This window comes from Alteromonas sp. S167, from assembly GCF_036864375.1.
Taxonomy (GTDB): domain Bacteria; phylum Pseudomonadota; class Gammaproteobacteria; order Enterobacterales; family Alteromonadaceae; genus Alteromonas.
In genome coordinates this window covers 447,848-462,761 of the sequence record NZ_JAZETR010000001.1, presented here as the reverse complement: position 1 = coordinate 462,761, position 14,914 = coordinate 447,848, and the positions used below count along the sequence as shown (strand labels likewise).

The following is a 14,914-nucleotide window of genomic DNA, read 5'->3' as shown; positions in this document are numbered from 1 at the left end:
ATATTAACTTTAACAAACGCCGGCTTTAAAACGTTCTTAATGGGTTGAAGTAGGATGTTCAAATTCAAACTAGTATCTCACCACCATACTTGCGATAATTAGAGATTCATCTTACTGGCTTCGTATTCGATAGTCACCTTCGCCATACAGACCAAATTTATAAGAGTGTTTATGTCTTCAAACCCACCGCTTTTATCACAACGATTTCGAGGCTATTTTCCGGTAGTTATAGATGTAGAAACCGCTGGTTTCAACGCGGGAACTGATGCGCTTTTAGAGCTTGCTGCGGTTACCGTGAAAATGGATGAACAAGGTGATTTACATCCCGATCAAACTTTTCACTATCACATAGATCCTTTTGAAGGCGCAAATTTAGAACCGGCGGCATTGGAATTTAACGGAATAGATCCACACTGCGCGCTTCGAGGTGCAATTGCAGAAAGTGAAGCTATGAAAGCCTTGTGTAAAGGCATTAGAAAAGCGCAAAAGGACGCTGACTGTCAACGCTCGGTTATTGTTGCTCATAACGCCACGTTCGACCAAAGCTTTGTCAATGCTGCTATTGATAGATGCAACATTAAGCGAACACCATTTCACCCATTCGTGTCATTTGACACTACAAGCCTAGCAGGACTGGCGTTAGGCCAAACGGTGCTTGTAAAAGCCTGTCGCGCTGCAGGTATTGCCTTTGACCAAAGTGAAGCCCACAGTGCGTTGTACGATGCGCAGAAAACAACTGAATTATTCTGTTACATGGTGAATCGCTACAAAGCGCTTGGTGGTTGGCCGTTGGCCGAAGAAGAAAGCTAAACTTTTATAATGCAAGTTATTAGCTAGCATATTAGATGGCAGACACACGTTAAAAACGCATCTTACATACAGAACCTACAAACAAAAACAGCGCCGAAAGGCGCTGTTTTTTTTATCTTTTTAGAAAGTGACTTACAGTTTGTCAGCTTCTTCAGACAAGTACTTAGCAACACCTTCTGGTGACGCATCCATACCAGCTTTACCTTCAGTCCAACCTGCAGGGCAAACTTCACCGTGCTCTTGGTTAAACGCTAGCGCGTCAACCATGCGAAGCATTTCGTCAACGTTACGGCCTAGAGGCAGGTCGTTAACAACTTGGTGACGAACAAGGCCGTCTTCATCAATTAGGAATGAACCACGGAACGCTACGCCATCTTCTGGGTGCTCAACGTCGTACGCCTGGCAGATTTCATGTTTAACGTCAGCAACTAGTGTGTACTTAACTGGACCAATACCACCTTGATTTACTGGCGTGTTTCTCCAGGCGTTGTGCGAGAATTGAGAGTCAATTGATACACCGATAACTTCAACGCCACGCTTCTGGAACTCTTCAAAGCGCTTATCAAACGCGATTAGCTCAGAAGGACATACAAAAGTGAAGTCTAGTGGATAAAAGAAAACAACCGCTTTTTTGCCTTTGATTGCTTCGCTAAGCGTGAATGAGTCAACGATCTCACCACTACCTAGTACTGCTGCAGCAGTAAAATCTGGCGCTGGACGGCCTACTAATACACTCATGAGTCTCTCCATTTATTTTTGGATTGTAATAATTTGCATACTTGTTTCGCACGAATGCACTAAAGCATGCTTTTAGAATAATGCTGGTTGATGAAATAGGTACTAAATAAAAAATAACAACAACAAAAAATGCCTTTTTTTACTGATCGTACCAATATTGAACAACACCTATTAAAACTAGCTTTGATTTTAATGAAAAAAACACATTATTTGCTACATCCATCTACGGTAGGTTTTGCTGAAAGTATACTTTCCATTCAATTTTCATTGAAAAGAAACTTGCCATTCATATGAATAACAATTATTATCATTTACAGATTCATTTGGAGTACGTTTAATGTTTGTGTGTATGTGTTACGGGGTAACAGACAAAACTATTCGCGCCGCTGTGGAAACAAACGGTGTGGGTAATATGCGTGAGTTACGTCAGCATCTTGAGCTGGGTTCACAGTGCGGGAAATGCATCCAAATGGCTCAACAAATCATTGACCAAACCATTGTTGACGAATCACTCTTTAAAAACGTAGGCTAGTTTAACACTCGCGGCCTCTGCGCAGCATCATATCCCTCTTTTACTAATCTTCGGTTCTCATCAAATAGAAAAGCGCCGTAGCACCTAATTGCCTACTTGAAACTGTGTTCTAGCCCTAAATAGTAAAATGCTCCGTTAATGCCATTTGGTGATGTTGGTGGATACAATGCACCTACTTCGCCTTGAAATGGGTTTACGTCTGGCAACGTGTTAAACAGGTTTTGACCACCAAGGGTAAAGCGTGTTGTCGGCGTAAATTGCCAGGCAATTTGGGTATCGAAGGTCGTTATTGCACTTCCAAATATATCCATCCCTGCCGACGCATCGAGATGGTCTTCATAAAAAGAACCGAAGTAATTTAATCGCCAAGTCAGTGACCAGTTGTCGCGGCGTTGTTCAAGTGTAAGGCTTCCTCTATGTGCCGGTAAATTATCTTCTAACATACGAATTCGAGCACTCGTCAAATTCGGCAATAACTGTATTTCATTATTCACCAGCGCCGGATATAGCGTTACCCGTTCAACCTGTGTATCAGTCCAGTTGTATGCTAGTAGTAGTGTGTTGTTCCAATCGCCCAACAAAAAGCCATAGTTCACAACGACGTCAATACCTTGAGTTTTAGTATCAAAATCGTTAGTGAAATATTTTGCTGCATTATAGTTTGCGGCGTCTACACGACCTTGAGACACTAATATTGCAACATCATTGTCAGTAAGGGGAATTGCTGATGTAGTGCTAATACGGTCTGATAAACGAATATTGAAGTAGTCAATGGTGGCGAAGAACTGCTCACTCATTTGCATAACAGCACCAAGGCTAAAATTCACCGACTCTTCTGGCGTAAGCGGTGTGGCGCCAAGCTGCACAGAAATAAGGTCGGTAGGCGGCAGCGTTGCTTGATCCTCAAGGCCATTCACACCATAAGCCGTAGTGACGTTAATAACATTGCTCTGCCCTACCGTTGGCGCTTTAAAACCGGTATTGATAGACCCTCGAAATGCAAATGTTTCATCTATTTTGTAACGCGCACTTAACTTTCCATCGAACGTTGAGCCAAAATCGCTAAAATGCTCTACCCGCGTTGCCACACCTAGTTGTAAAGCCTCGTTTAAATAAAACTCTAAGTCTGCATACAACGCCCAGTTATTACGACTCCAATGCCCTGCAGACTGCGGTTGATAGCCAGGGAAACCATTAGATCCAATCGAAAAGCCTTGTGTTAAACCTAACGGGGGCTCCAAGGCATAAGGCCCAGCAATATACGACGCTTGATCGCCCGCTTTTTGAAAATACGTTTCTTTTCGCCACTCAGCGCCAACGGCAATACTAACTGGGTCTTCAAACACGGTTTGAATAAGCTTGGTGAAGTCTAAATTAAAGGTCCGCTCTACTTGAGACACGCCACCGGGAGAAAAGGTGGTAGGTGAAAGAGGCCCAAGAGACGGGTTAACTGTTTGTGAAATACGGTACTCAATGTCACTGTAGCCTACTGTCGCACTTGCATCCATTGCCCAACCTTGAGGCAGCTCTCGCTTTACGCCAACGGCTATCGAACTATCGGTAATTGTTCCGCCAAAGCGTGGCGTGAAACCACCAGGAAACCATTCATTAAAAGCAAAACAGTTATTGCCCAAAGCAGTTTGGTTATCTGCAATCAGTGCGTAATTTGGATCATTCAAAACATTACTTTCAGATAACAAAATTGAAGGACATGCTATACCGTTATCCAACCCATCTAAATCGGCAACAATTAGCCTACGCTCGCCTGTCTTATTGTTTGTTCTACTAAAAACCCCTTCCCTAGTTTGAGGATTTCTAAAATAAAAGCCCCCTGTTAAATCGCGTTGAGCAGCAGTAGCAAAGCTATAGAGTTTTATAGACGGGGAAAGCGCATACCCAGCGTTAAGCGCCATTTTTATGTCTTCATCAACATCCAATGCGCCCCAAATTTGCGAAGGGCTCTGAATAAAAGTATTACCAGCAGCCGTCAGTGAAATGGCGTCATCACGCTGCACAGAACGTGATGTCCCTTGCTGCTGTCGATATTCTGCAGTAGCGTTTAAGAAACCATTTTCACCTAATGCGAAACCTTTATTGGCTTGAATTTGCAATAGCTTACCGTCACCTTCTGAGAAACCACCAGCTTTTAACGCAACACTGCCGCCTTCTGCGCTGTCTTTAAGCACAAAGTTAATGACGCCTGCTATTGCGTCTGATCCATATTGCGCAGACGCGCCATCACGCAACACCTCAACTTGCTTCAGTGCATAGGCAGGAATTACTGAGATGTCTGGCCCTTGAGCGCCGTCAGATAACCCTCCACCTAAGAACGTAATAACGGCAGAGCGATGGCGACGTTTTCCATTTAATAGCAACAGTGTGTGATCTGATGACATACCGCGAAGATTTGCAGGACGCACCAAACTACTGGCATCGTTTATAGGCTGATCGTTGACATTTAGCGATGGAACCATAGTGCTAAGCATGGACAGTACGTCAGTATTTCCCTGCGAGCCAAGAGATTCACTATCGATTATGTCAAGCGGCACCGGCGAATCAACTACGCTTCGTGGTGAACTGCGTGTACCAACCACTGCTATTTTTTCCAAACCAAAGCTCTTATCTTCACTGGTTCTGGTTTGTTTCTTTTCTGGTGTCTTATCTGCTATTAATGACGCTCTGGAGCGGATACTTACTTTGCCACTTTCATCAGTTACAACAGCAAGCTCGGTACCTTCTAGCAGTTGTCGAAGGGCTTGATTTAACGTGAACTCACCTTCGAGTGCGTTAGTTTTTACGCGCTTCGCTAAATCGAATGGAAATAGAAGTGTCGTGTTCGCCTGCTTTGCTAACTCTGTTAGTGCTTCATTTGCATCCTGTGCAGGAATAGAAAAAGTAAATGCTGAGGAAGAGGTACTTTTTTGTGTTTGCGCCAGAGCATTGGTAGTTAATGACGTGTACAGAAAAAAAGCAGATGCAATCAACGGTAAAGAAGAGCGCGGTAAAGAAGAACGCGAAAAGGCAGCGCCGGATGAAGGCGATAAAATTCGCGCACGTATACACGCACGAAACGTGTTATAGCGTGTTGTTATTAACTTGTTATTTGCCAGAGCGCCTTGTTGCAAAATGATGTATCGATGTGCTTATTATTTTTATCATAGTGTCACATTATATAATGTGATGCCAACGGCTAACGCACAATGCATGCGTTAGGGCTGATTTAGCTTTTTGATGCGTACAGCTGAATGCTATTTTCGGTTACGCGCTCATGGTCAACGTCGAAGCTACTTTTCAGCGCAGATAATAGACCGTCAATGTCACCTACTTTAAAGTAGCCAGCCACACGGCGCTTTCTCAGTTTATCATCAGATATGTTGAATCTTACTGGCGTGTATCGCCCAATTTCCAATAACACCGCTTCTAAAGGCTCGCCTTTAAAGACAATCATGCCTTGCTGCCACGCTAAGTCATCATCAATGTCGTTTTGCGATAGGTTTTCTTTTGCTTCAACCTTCCCTTCAACTGTTGCCTTTTCTCCGGCAAACATTAATAGCCCTTCTTCCGTAATTGGCTTCCTACCAAAAAGCAGATCGTTAGAGCCAGTGTCTTTGAAGCGGTCTTTTACTAGTACTTTGCCCTCTGTTACAACAAGTTCGAAAGCGTCATCATTCACGTACTGCATATTAAATGCGGTGCCTACTGCAGTAACAGTATTATTACCAGCGGTAACTGAAAATGGGCGAGTTTTATCGTGAGCAACATCGAAGTGCGCCTCACCTTTAAGCAGCACAATGTTTCTTGCTTTCGATGAAAAGTCGACGGTAACAATAGAATTTGTATTAAGGTGAAGCTTAGACCCATCGGCGAGCGTGACATTTTTTTGCTCGCCTACACCAGTTTGTACTTTTTGACTGACCGCCGCAAACTGAGGTGCCGATTCAAACCAGGTGCGCTGTACCAAAACACTCAAAGCAATCGCTGCTACAAAAAATGAAGCTGCTATGCTCCATACAACCGGTTTGCTTTTAAGGTTTGGCGAACGACGCTTTCCGGTTTGTGGTAGAGGGAAAAGGCCGCTTAATTCGTTAAGCACCGACATGTCGTCCCACAGACTTGCGGCGTCAAGTAGGGCTTGCCTGTGAGCGTTGCTTTCGCTCAACCATAATTCAAGCTCTGTTTTTTCATCGTCACGAAGACCACGATCAAGACGGCTCACCCACAAGCACGCGTGCTCCTGAATATCTTCTTTACTAGCAAACTGGCGAATATTGTTCATGTTAACTACGGCTTATGTCCTGAGTTGCAGTAACGGTATCACTTGGGGTAGCAGCGTCTTTTGAGAGCTCTGCTAGATATCTTGAGCACATCATCAAACCTTTGGCGACATGCTTCTCAACTGTGCTTTCACTTAGCCCCACAAGCTCAGCAATCTCTTTTTGTCGCATGCCATACACTTTCTTGAGCAAAAACACGCGCTTCACATCCGCTGATAAAGTATCAGTGGCTCGGCAAAAGTGAATAAAACGCTCTTTGCTTTCTACATTTTTTTCTAAGCTGTGCCCTACAAGCTCGTAAGGCAAAATATCCATGTCTTCCAGAGGCTGTTTGTTTTTATTTTCAGCTTTGGCGACATGGTTCAGCGCCAAGTTACGCGCTGTTTTGAGCATGTAAGTACGCTCGTACTGTATCTCTTGTTTTAATTCGGCTTCGTAGCTTTTTATAAAAGCTTCTTGCACGATATCTTCAATGTCGTCGGCACCAACAATAGACCCTACCACGCGCATTAGCTTAGAGCGGTATTTTAAAAAGGTTTCGGCTACTGTCGACTTTCTCGTCATAATTCCTAATTCAGTGTGTTTCGAATTTCTTACAAGGCCAACATCATGCCCTTGTTTTTACTATTTTTCACGCTTTTATCACTGTGCTTTAGTAGAAGATTCGCAAAAGTGCTCTTAACTGTATTGCGCATGCGCACGGTATAAAACACAGTGATAAAAACAACAAAAACGAAAGGGGGCACGCGCCCCCTTTTATTTGTTGCTAACTTAGAAAGAGTACACGCCTCTTAGATAGTAGAAACCACCGTTGATACCAATAGGTGATGTTGTAGGGTATTGCGAACCCGCGATTTGCGCGTAAGTAATACCGCCAGCATCAGTATTGTTTTCGTCTGGGTACTCATCGAATGCGTTTCTAGCACCAAGGGTAACCGTCAGCTGCTCGCTCACGTTGTAAGCCACTTCGAAATCGAACGTAATCTCAGAGCTTACCTTATCGATAGGTAACGCTGAGTCTAAGTGGTCTTCAAAAATGCTACCAAAGTAGTTCATGCGAGCAAGGAAGCGCCAGTCGCCATTGGTGTGATTCGCCGTCGCACTGTAACGGACCGCTGGTAGATTGTCTTCTAGCATACGGATACGGAAATCAGAGATATTGTCTGACGCACGGTCAACTTCTGTTGATGTCCAGTTGTAAGCAAGTGAGAACTTAGTTTCACCGCCCATCATATCCATAGCATAGTTCGCAACAACGTCTAAACCTTCAGTAGTTGTATCGAAGTCATTGGTGAAGAAACTAATTTCAGAGAAGCTAGATGCATCGCTGATACCCTGCGCAAGCAAAGTAGCAATATCTTCATCGGTTAATGCAATACCAGATGCAGTACTAATACGGTCAGTTAGTTCGATGTTGTAGTAGTCGGCAGTGATAAATAGACCATTATCAAAGTCAGCAACTACACCAAACGTGATGCTTTCTGACTCTTCAGGCGTTAACTGCTCGCCACCTTTAAGCTGAGATACAGGGTCTGTTGGTGGTAATGTTGCGCGGTCGATAAGCTGACCACCAGTACCAAACGCAGTGGTTACGTTACGCACATTACTTTGACCAAGTGTTGGTGCTTTAAAGCCAGTAGAGAACGCACCACGGAAGGCAATGTTCTCAAGTGCTTGCCAGCGGAACGCAATCTTGCCCTTAGTAGTGTCGCCGAAATCAGAGAAATCTTCGTAGCGAAGTGCACCCGCTAGCATGAAGTTTTCAGTAATATACGCTTCAGCGTCTACGTATAAAGCAATGTTGTTGCGCGACACACGGCCTTGGCTGTTGGCCGCTAAGCCAGGGAAACCATTTGAGCCAATGCCAAAACCTTGTGTCGCCAACGGACCTATTTCATAAGATGCAGTATCACCGGCAAAGCTTTCATAGCTTTCGTTACGATACTGGAAGCCTGCTGCTACGAATAGAGGCTCATATAAACCGGCATCGAATGGTTTTGTGAAATCGATATCAAGCGTTTGCTCAGATTGCGTGTAACGACCTGGGCTAAATTCGAACGGTGTATCTGGGCCTAGCGATGGGTTGATAGTGTTGCTAATCGCAAAATCGACTTCGTTTTGGCCTAGGTTTAAGCTGATGTCATAAGTAACTTCGTTGTCTAGCTCGCCTTTCGTACCAAATACCAAAGACATATCAGTTACGGTACCACCAAAACGCGGAGTGAAGCCGCCTGGAAGAATTTCATTGAAAGCAAAACAGTCTGGGTTGTTTGCCACTTCATTAATATAGCGCGGATTCTCAAGAACGTTTGCGCCAACAACGATATCGGTTGGACAGTTACCTGACATATCACCTGTTAGGTCACCAACAAGTAACAGCTGTTCGCCGTCATCGTTCGTGCCACCGTCATTTACACCACCACGGTTATGAGGATTACGGAAGTAAAAACCGCCTTCCACTTCACGCTCAGCAAAGTTACCGAACATATAAGCTTCTGCTGAATCAGATAGCTCTAAACCTAAATTAGCGAATAATTTGATGTCGTGCTTAATCTCAGGCGAGCCCCAGATTTGCGCCGGATCTGCAACAAACGTATTACCCGCAGCCACTAAACCTGCAGCATCAGCGCGCTGAATGCTGCGCGAAGTGTCATCAGCTGTGCGATATTCAGCTGAAAGGTTAATAAAGCCTTTGTCTGTTAGCGGCATACCCACGTTACCAGACAGCTGAATCATGTCGCCGTCACCCTCGTAGAACGAACCGTAGCGCGCCTCGAACAAACCACCTTCAGAGGCGTCGTTCAGTACGAAGTTAATTACACCAGCGATAGCATCAGAACCGTACTGTGCCGCAGCACCGTCACGAAGTACTTCTACCTGTTTAAGCGCAGCAGCTGGAATTACAGAGATATCTGGACCTTGCGCACCGTCAGATAGACCGCCACCAAGGAATGTAATTACCGCCGAACGGTGACGACGCTTACCATTTACCAACACAAGTGTATGGTCTGACGCCATACCACGAAGGTTGGCAGGACGAACAAGCGTCGACGCATCGTTAATGGGCTGGTCGTTTACGTTAAACGATGGAACAACAGTTTGCATCATCGACACCATGTCGGTAGCACCTTGCTGCTTAAATTCTTCACTAGAGATAATATCGATTGGTACCGCTGAGTCTGCTACTGAACGAGGCGCAGCGCGTGACCCTACAACCGCGATTTGTTCAAAATCTTCTGCTTTAGCACCCTCTTCTGCTTCTTGTGCAAAAACAGGCGCTGCAGCTATTACTGAAAACGCCGCTGATGCTGCTAGCACGCCGCGAACGTTTTTGGTCAATAAAGACAGGTTTGTATTCATGGTGGTTTCCCGGATTTTCTCGTGATCACGGTGTTGAGTTTGAACGCAACTTACGTGGACCGAGTGGTTGTTATTTTATACCTTCAACACTGAACTTCTTTGCGGCATGTCGTTGTGAAAACATACGTAATGACGCCATCAGTTGAACTTTTTATAGAACGCAAGACACTAAAAAACAAACCTTTTTCGACAAAAAAAATATATTTTTTCAAGCCGTAGAGGATTTTGTTTTCTGGCCTGTCTATTTAGGTTTTGAGGGAATTTATGCGAAGTATTTTAGGGGGCTTTTAATAGAAAAAGCCGACTTAAAGCCGGCTTTTTGATTAATTAACGAGAAGAGGTTTTATTCAGCGTCTTTGAACTTTGCAGCGGTTTCTTTGATAAGCGGTTGCAGTTCATTCTGTTGGAACATCTCGATAATAATATCGCATCCACCAATCAACTCGCCTTCAACCCAAAGTTGTGGAAATGTAGGCCAGTTTGCGTATTTAGGCAGCTCAGCTCGGATATCAGGGTTTTGCAAAATATCTACGTAAGCAAACGGTTCACCACAAGACATTAGTGCTTGTGATGCTTGCGATGAAAAACCACAGCTAGGTAGTTTAGGAGAGCCCTTCATATAAAGAAGGATTGGGTTCTCTTCGATTTGCTGTTTAATTCTATCTAGCGTTGATTGGTTTTCAGTGTTGTCCATCGTATCCTCTCAGCGGAAAATAAGTTTTTCTATAAAGTGGGAGTGCCAACTCTACTTTTCAAGAGCAGATTAACACAAAATTGTGTTTAAACGGTGTCTTCTTTACTTCGTTTTATTAAGTGTGGATTACAAGTAAAACGGCAAATATAACTGTTGGTACGGTGATCTGTTCGCCACAATTTGATCTATTTACCCTATTAAATAACAACAATACATAAGTAAGTGTGAAAAATTCACACATTTGTCATTGAGTTATATAACTTTATCCCCACATCTGCGTTATGCTTAAAGGTATAAAGTTTTAATTCGGGCCACAGCCCAGTGCACATCTCGCGAACAGGCATTAGAGATGTGTTCATCTAATTAAAAAACACTAAACCAACATGGAGACCGTCATGGCTTTTGAATTACCAGCATTACCATACGAACAAAATGCACTAGAACCACATATTTCTGCTGAAACGCTTGAGTACCACTACGGCAAGCACCACGCTACTTATGTAACTAAGCTTAATGGCCTAGTTGAAGGTACTGACATGGAAAACAAAAGCCTTGAAGACATTATTAAGTCTTCTGAAGGTGGTGTTTTCAACAACGCTGCACAAATCTGGAACCACACGTTCTACTGGCATAGCCTAAGCCCAAATGGCGGTGGCGAACCTACAGGTGCACTTGCTGACGCTATCAATGCAAAATGGGGCTCATTCGCTGACTTCCAAGCTGCATTTAACGACAAAGCAGTTAACAACTTTGGTTCTAGCTGGACCTGGTTAGTAAAAACTGCTGACGGCGACCTAGACATTGTAAATACTAGCAACGCTGAAACCCCAATTTCAGGTGACGAACTAACGCCATTACTTACTGTTGATCTTTGGGAACACGCATACTACATCGATTACCGTAATGCACGTCCTAAGTACCTAGAAAACTTCTGGGCACTAGCTAACTGGGAATTTGCTAACAGCAACTTCGCATAAGCCTGTATTAACCGTATTTTTAACGGTTACACAAAATTAAAGAATTAAAAGCCTCGCGTTAGCGGGGCTTTTTGTTGGGCTCTACCCTTACTTTCTAGCGATGTCATTCACCGCACAAGCGTGGTCCATTAGTATTAATTACTAACGTTTTCTCAAATACCTACTAAGATCTTAATACGGGCTAACCGTTTTTTCTAAGGGGTATTCATGGGTATCTTCGAACACTATCAAAATCGCTATGAGGAGCGAAAACAAGAAGAGTTCACCATAGGAGAGTTTCTCGATATCTGCAAAGAGGACCAACTCGCCTACGCCAATGCAGCCGAACGTTTGTTAAAGTCAATTGGCGAACCTGAACTCATCGACACTGCCAACGACCCGGCGCTAAGCCGAATCTTCTCAAACCGCGTTATATCTCGTTATCCTGCTTTTTCTGAATTTTACGGAATGGAAGAAGCCATTGAGCAAATTGTTTCTTACCTAAAACATGCTGCACAAGGCTTGGAAGAGAAGAAACAAATTCTTTATTTACTGGGGCCCGTTGGTGGTGGTAAGTCGTCATTAGCAGAACGTCTGAAAGAGCTAATGCAAAACGTACCTATCTATATGCTGAAAGGATCACCGGTTAACGACCACCCGTTTTGCTTATTTGATGTAAAAGAAGACGGCGACATTCTTGAAAAAGAATATGGCATACCAAAGCGGTATCTGAAAACCATTATGTCGCCTTGGGCACGTAAGCGACTGCACGAATTCAACGGCGACATAACCCAGTTTAAAGTGGTTCGCGTGTACCCAAGTGTTCTAGACCAAACGGGTATCGCTAAAACAGAGCCCGGAGATGAAAATAATCAAGATATTTCTTCACTGGTGGGTAAAGTAGATATACGCCGTCTTGAACAATTTGCCCAAAACGATCCCGATGCATACAGTTATTCCGGCTCGCTGTGTAAAGCTAACCAAGGGCTAATGGAATTTGTCGAAATGTTTAAAGCACCTATTAAAGTGCTGCATCCTTTGTTAACGGCAACGCAAGAAGGAAACTATAACCCCACTGAAGGCTTTTCTGCCCTGCCCTTCGACGGCCTTATTCTAGCGCACTCCAACGAATCTGAATGGCAGTCGTTTCGAAACAATAAGAACAATGAAGCATTTCTGGATCGTGTTTACATTGTGAAAGTGCCTTATTGTTTGCGCGTAAGCGAAGAGATAAAGATATACAAAAAGCTGTTAGATACCAGCGAACTGCACGGTGCGCCGTGTGCGCCAGATACACTGGAGTGCTTAGCGCAATTTACCGTGCTCTCTAGACTTAAAGCGCCAGAGAACTCTAGCTTATTCTCGAAGATGCGAGTTTACGACGGCGAAAGCTTGAAAGACACCGATCCAAAAGCGAAGTCTTACCAAGAATATCGCGACTATGCCGGCGTAGATGAGGGGATGGAGGGCTTGTCGACCCGCTTTGCATTTAAGATATTGTCGAGGGTATTTAACTTCGACCATCAAGAAGTGGCGGCCAATCCGGTTCACTTATTCTACGTGTTAGAAAGGCAAATAGAACGAGAGCAATTTCCACAAGACACAGCTGATAGGTACCTTGAGTTTTTGAAAGGTTACCTTATTCCTCGCTACGTGGAGTTTATTGGTAAAGAAATTCAAACGGCCTATTTGGAATCGTACTCTGAATACGGGCAGAACTTGTTCGACCGCTATGTAACGTACGCCGATTTCTGGATCCAAGACCAAGAGTATAGAGATCCAGAAACGGGCCAGCTTTTCGACCGTGCTTCACTGAATGCGGAATTAGAAAAAACCGAGAAACCCGCTGGCATTAGCAACCCTAAAGACTTCAGAAATGAAATTGTGAATTTTGTACTGCGAGCTCGCGCAAACAATTCTGGCAAAAATCCAGCATGGACGAGCTACGAGAAATTACGCACGGTCATTGAGAAAAAGATGTTCTCGAACACCGAAGACTTGCTGCCCGTCATTTCATTCAATACAAAAGGCTCAGCTGAAGAACAGAAAAAGCATGATGACTTTGTTAATCGTATGACAGAGAAAGGCTATACGCAAAAACAAGTTAGATTGCTATGTGAGTGGTATTTGCGTGTTCGTAAAGCGTCTTAAGCTTATTAACACTTAACGCGTTGTTGTAATAACGAACAAACAGGTGTGACGGTGCGCAACATACGCTGTCACTGCCTGTTCAACAAATTCACGAAACAAAGAGCAGGTTTATATGGCGCATTTTATTGACCGAAGGCTTAACAGCAAGGGCAAAAGCACAGTAAACCGTCAACGTTTTATTAAGCGATATAAACAGCAAATAAAACGAGCGGTGTCTGATGCCGTGGGCAAACGCTCTGTTACCGATGTAGACTCTGGCGAACAGATCAGTATTCCCGCAAAAGACATTTCTGAACCTATCTTTCACACTGGGCGAGGCGGTAGCAGGGACATAGTACACCCCGGCAACGACCAATTTACGGCTGGCGACACTATCGAGCGCCCTCCCGGCGGCGCTGGAAGAGGGTCAGGTGAAGGCGATGCTAGTAATGAAGGAGAAGGCCAAGACGAGTTTGTTTTTTCAATCTCTAAAGATGAGTACCTTGATTTACTGTTTGAAGATTTGGCACTACCAAATTTAAAGAAAAACCAATTCGACAAAGTTACGCAATATGAGACCTATCGCGCAGGTTATCAAACCGATGGCGTGCCAAGTAATTTAGATATTGTGCGTTCTCTTAAGGGCTCGGTGGCAAGACGTATTGCTTTAAGTGCCAGTGATAAACGCAAGCTCAAAGAATGCGAGGAAGAACTAGACCGCTTGTTAAATGACAAGCACGACAACACCATGCAGGTGTTAGCTCTTGAGGAAGAAATAGCGACGCTAAAGGCAAAGATTGCGCGCGTGCCCTTTATCGACACCTTTGATCTAAGATTTAAAAACTACGATAAGCGGCCCCTCCCCTCTAGTAAAGCGGTGATGTTTTGTTTAATGGACGTATCGGGCTCTATGGATCAAGCCACCAAAGACATGGCAAAGCGCTTTTATATTCTACTGTATCTCTTTCTTACGCGGACCTACGAAAACGTAGAGGTGGTTTACATTCGTCATCACACTCAAGCCAAAGAAGTTGATGAGCAAGAGTTTTTCTATTCACAAGAGACCGGAGGTACCATTGTTTCAAGCGCCTTAAAACTCATGGATGAAGTAATAAGGGAACGCTACAGCGATAGCGACTGGAACATTTATGCTGCTCAAGCCTCAGACGGCGATAATTGGGCAGATGACTCGCCGCAATGCCGCGATTTGCTGACTCAAAAACTGTTGCCGGCTACCCGTTATTACGCCTATATCGAAATTACCGAGCGACAGCATCAAAGCCTTTGGCGTGAATACGAAAAAGTGGCTGATACCCACGATAACTTTGTTTGTAAGCATATCCAGACCCAAGCAGATATCTACCCCGTGTTTAGAGAGCTTTTTAAACGCTCAGAGCAAGATGCAAAGCAGGGAGCGTAA

The 14,914-nt window shown here is 44.1% G+C and carries 11 protein-coding genes; 5 read left to right on the top strand and 6 right to left on the bottom strand.

Annotated elements, in window-relative coordinates:
* Positions 1-171: 171 nt before the first annotated feature.
* On the top strand, positions 172-810 hold the full coding sequence (gene rnt / locus V7R35_RS01950; protein WP_334012964.1) for a ribonuclease T: 639 nt from the start codon (positions 172-174) through the stop codon (positions 808-810).
* A 132-nt stretch (positions 811-942) separates the two neighbouring features.
* Here the strand turns inward: rnt and V7R35_RS01945 are convergent, their stop codons facing one another.
* A complete protein-coding gene (locus tag V7R35_RS01945; protein WP_334012963.1) occupies positions 943-1,548 on the bottom strand; it encodes a peroxiredoxin in 606 nt (201 codons plus the stop codon).
* A 337-nt stretch (positions 1,549-1,885) separates the two neighbouring features.
* On the opposite strand from V7R35_RS01945, the gene V7R35_RS01940 reads away from it, so the two are divergent.
* Positions 1,886-2,080 (top strand): bacterioferritin-associated ferredoxin, encoded by a 195-nt coding sequence (locus V7R35_RS01940; protein ID WP_334012962.1) that lies wholly within the window; start codon positions 1,886-1,888, stop codon positions 2,078-2,080.
* 92 nt (positions 2,081-2,172) lie between these two features.
* Here V7R35_RS01940 and V7R35_RS01935 read toward each other — a convergent pair whose 3' ends face one another.
* The 5 genes from V7R35_RS01935 to V7R35_RS01915 form a co-directional block, all read right to left on the bottom strand.
* Positions 2,173-5,043, bottom strand: coding sequence for a TonB-dependent receptor (locus V7R35_RS01935; protein ID WP_334013257.1), 2,871 nt, complete (start codon positions 5,041-5,043; stop codon positions 2,173-2,175).
* 257 nt (positions 5,044-5,300) lie between these two features.
* Positions 5,301-6,356 carry a FecR family protein gene (locus tag V7R35_RS01930; RefSeq protein WP_334012961.1) on the bottom strand — a complete coding sequence of 352 codons (1,056 nt, stop codon included), beginning with the start codon at positions 6,354-6,356 and terminating at the stop codon, positions 5,301-5,303.
* Between the two features lies 1 nt (position 6,357).
* Positions 6,358-6,918 (bottom strand): RNA polymerase sigma factor, encoded by a 561-nt coding sequence (locus tag V7R35_RS01925; protein WP_334012960.1) that lies wholly within the window; start codon positions 6,916-6,918, stop codon positions 6,358-6,360.
* A 207-nt stretch (positions 6,919-7,125) separates the two neighbouring features.
* Entirely contained in the window at positions 7,126-9,714 is a 2,589-nt protein-coding gene (locus V7R35_RS01920) for a TonB-dependent receptor plug domain-containing protein (protein WP_334012959.1), read from the bottom strand.
* Between the two features lie 343 nt (positions 9,715-10,057).
* Complete coding sequence (locus V7R35_RS01915; RefSeq protein ID WP_334012957.1) at positions 10,058-10,408, bottom strand: Grx4 family monothiol glutaredoxin; 351 nt, start codon at positions 10,406-10,408, stop codon at positions 10,058-10,060.
* A 395-nt stretch (positions 10,409-10,803) separates the two neighbouring features.
* On the opposite strand from V7R35_RS01915, the gene sodB reads away from it, so the two are divergent.
* The 3 genes from sodB to V7R35_RS01900 all read left to right on the top strand — a co-directional run bounded on the left by sodB (position 10,804) and on the right by V7R35_RS01900 (position 14,914).
* Positions 10,804-11,385 carry a superoxide dismutase [Fe] gene (sodB, locus tag V7R35_RS01910; RefSeq protein WP_334012955.1) on the top strand — a complete coding sequence of 194 codons (582 nt, stop codon included), beginning with the start codon at positions 10,804-10,806 and terminating at the stop codon, positions 11,383-11,385.
* A gap of 207 nt (positions 11,386-11,592) precedes the next feature.
* Positions 11,593-13,515, top strand: a complete 1,923-nt coding sequence (locus V7R35_RS01905; protein WP_334012953.1) for a PrkA family serine protein kinase — start codon at positions 11,593-11,595, stop codon at positions 13,513-13,515.
* Positions 13,516-13,627: 112 nt separating this feature from the next.
* Positions 13,628-14,914, top strand: coding sequence for a YeaH/YhbH family protein (locus V7R35_RS01900; protein WP_334012951.1), 1,287 nt, complete (start codon positions 13,628-13,630; stop codon positions 14,912-14,914).

What these genes read in the sequence shown, in the direction of transcription:
- V7R35_RS01915 (WP_334012957.1), bottom strand. Translation starts at nt 10,408, where the DNA reads ATGGACAACACTGAAAACCAATCAACGCTAGATAGAATTAAACAGCAA.
- V7R35_RS01945 (WP_334012963.1), bottom strand. Translation starts at nt 1,548, where the DNA reads ATGAGTGTATTAGTAGGCCGTCCAGCGCCAGATTTTACTGCTGCAGCA.
- V7R35_RS01920 (WP_334012959.1), bottom strand. Translation starts at nt 9,714, where the DNA reads ATGAATACAAACCTGTCTTTATTGACCAAAAACGTTCGCGGCGTGCTA.
- V7R35_RS01900 (WP_334012951.1), top strand. Translation starts at nt 13,628, where the DNA reads ATGGCGCATTTTATTGACCGAAGGCTTAACAGCAAGGGCAAAAGCACA.
- V7R35_RS01940 (WP_334012962.1), top strand. Translation starts at nt 1,886, where the DNA reads ATGTTTGTGTGTATGTGTTACGGGGTAACAGACAAAACTATTCGCGCC.
- V7R35_RS01905 (WP_334012953.1), top strand. Translation starts at nt 11,593, where the DNA reads ATGGGTATCTTCGAACACTATCAAAATCGCTATGAGGAGCGAAAACAA.
- rnt (WP_334012964.1), top strand. Translation starts at nt 172, where the DNA reads ATGTCTTCAAACCCACCGCTTTTATCACAACGATTTCGAGGCTATTTT.
- sodB (WP_334012955.1), top strand. Translation starts at nt 10,804, where the DNA reads ATGGCTTTTGAATTACCAGCATTACCATACGAACAAAATGCACTAGAA.
- V7R35_RS01930 (WP_334012961.1), bottom strand. Translation starts at nt 6,356, where the DNA reads ATGAACAATATTCGCCAGTTTGCTAGTAAAGAAGATATTCAGGAGCAC.
- V7R35_RS01925 (WP_334012960.1), bottom strand. Translation starts at nt 6,918, where the DNA reads ATGACGAGAAAGTCGACAGTAGCCGAAACCTTTTTAAAATACCGCTCT.